The organism is Xanthovirga aplysinae (assembly GCF_009711365.1).
Classification (GTDB): Bacteria; Bacteroidota; Bacteroidia; order Cytophagales; family Cyclobacteriaceae; genus Xanthovirga; species Xanthovirga aplysinae.
Map to the genome: position 1 here is coordinate 1 of NZ_SMMB01000381.1, position 1,331 is coordinate 1,331.

Genomic DNA, 1,331 nt, shown 5'->3' on the forward strand with positions numbered 1-1,331 from the left:
TGAATTGGAAATAATTGAAGAAGATCTTTCTTATCATGTAAAACTTCATGTAGATTTAAACGGATGAACACAAAATGCCTAATTATAGATGATGAACCTTTAGCAATTGCGCTAATAGAAGATCATGTTTCCAAATTTTCTAATCTGGAAATCGTGGCTTCCTGCCAAAACGCAATAGAAGGTTTCGAAGTGCTGAAATCGCAACAGATAGATCTTATTTTTTTGGATATCCAAATGCCTATGCTAACGGGGATTGAATTTTTAAAGTCTTTAGGCAATCCCCCGAAAGTCATATTTACTACCGCCTATAGAGAATATGCCATTGAAAGTTATGAGTTAGAAGTAGTAGACTATCTTTTGAAACCCATTTCATTTGATCGTTTTTTTAAAGCGATTAACAAATATCTAAAAGCCGTTGAACCGAAAAACATTACAGCAACAGTTGAATCTAGATTAGATGATTGTAGCAGGTATATCTATGTGAACATGAATAAGAAACATTATAAAATTTTGTTTGCAGATATCCTTTACGTAGAGAGTATAAAAGATTATGTGAGAATACACACCTTAGATGCAAAGTTTATTACGAAGGAGAAGATCAGTGATTTCGAAAATAAACTCCCTTCCTTTTTTTTACGTACCCATAGGTCTTACATCGTCAATACCTATAAAATAACCGCATTTACCTCTCAAGACATTGAATTTGGTGATATCGAAATCCCTATTGGAATTAGCTATAAGCAAGGTGTTTTGGAGGTTTTGAAACAGAATTAAGGATTTGTTGGAGGGGTTGATATAGGAGGGGGCAGTAAGGAATTTTAAAAGTCTTAAATAACTAATTATGCCAGGCCTCCTAAACACCTACTACTTTTAGAACTGGCAGTACTTTTTCCACAGCAAAGGGAATCTACTTTCAAATGAGGTCGAGGGAGAAGGGGCACTGGGAAATGATGAAATTTTTCAATAAGCTTCTTGCAAATTATTTCTTTTGATATACCCTGTTACCCCTTTATACAAATGCCTTTAAGAAGCTTTTATTCACTAGCCTACCAATCTTTTATAATTATTAAATAATATTGGAAATCATTTTTATACTTCATTAAGTAATGGTGTTTGGGCTAATCGCTTCACTCGAAGATTAGTCCGAAGTAGTCCCTCTTTACCATTATGGATATACCTAATACGAATATCCAATAAGGAGTGCCTTTATTATGGCTTACAGAATGATTACTCGCGCTGGAGTTTGCAATATAAGGGATTTGATTTATTTAATTCGTGGTACCTAACCTCCGTTAATCCATTAAAATTTAGGTAACCTGCAATAAAAAAAA

The 1,331-nt window shown here is 33.7% G+C and carries 1 protein-coding gene; it reads left to right on the forward strand.

The annotated features are described in order from the left end of the window. Positions 1 to 63: 63 nt before the first annotated feature. A complete protein-coding gene (locus tag E1171_RS01280) occupies positions 64 to 774 on the forward strand; it encodes a LytR/AlgR family response regulator transcription factor (RefSeq protein WP_155203309.1) in 711 nt (236 codons plus the stop codon). Positions 775 to 1,331 lie beyond the last annotated feature (557 nt).

What these genes read in the sequence shown, in the direction of transcription:
- E1171_RS01280 (WP_155203309.1), top strand. Translation starts at nt 64, where the DNA reads ATGAACACAAAATGCCTAATTATAGATGATGAACCTTTAGCAATTGCG.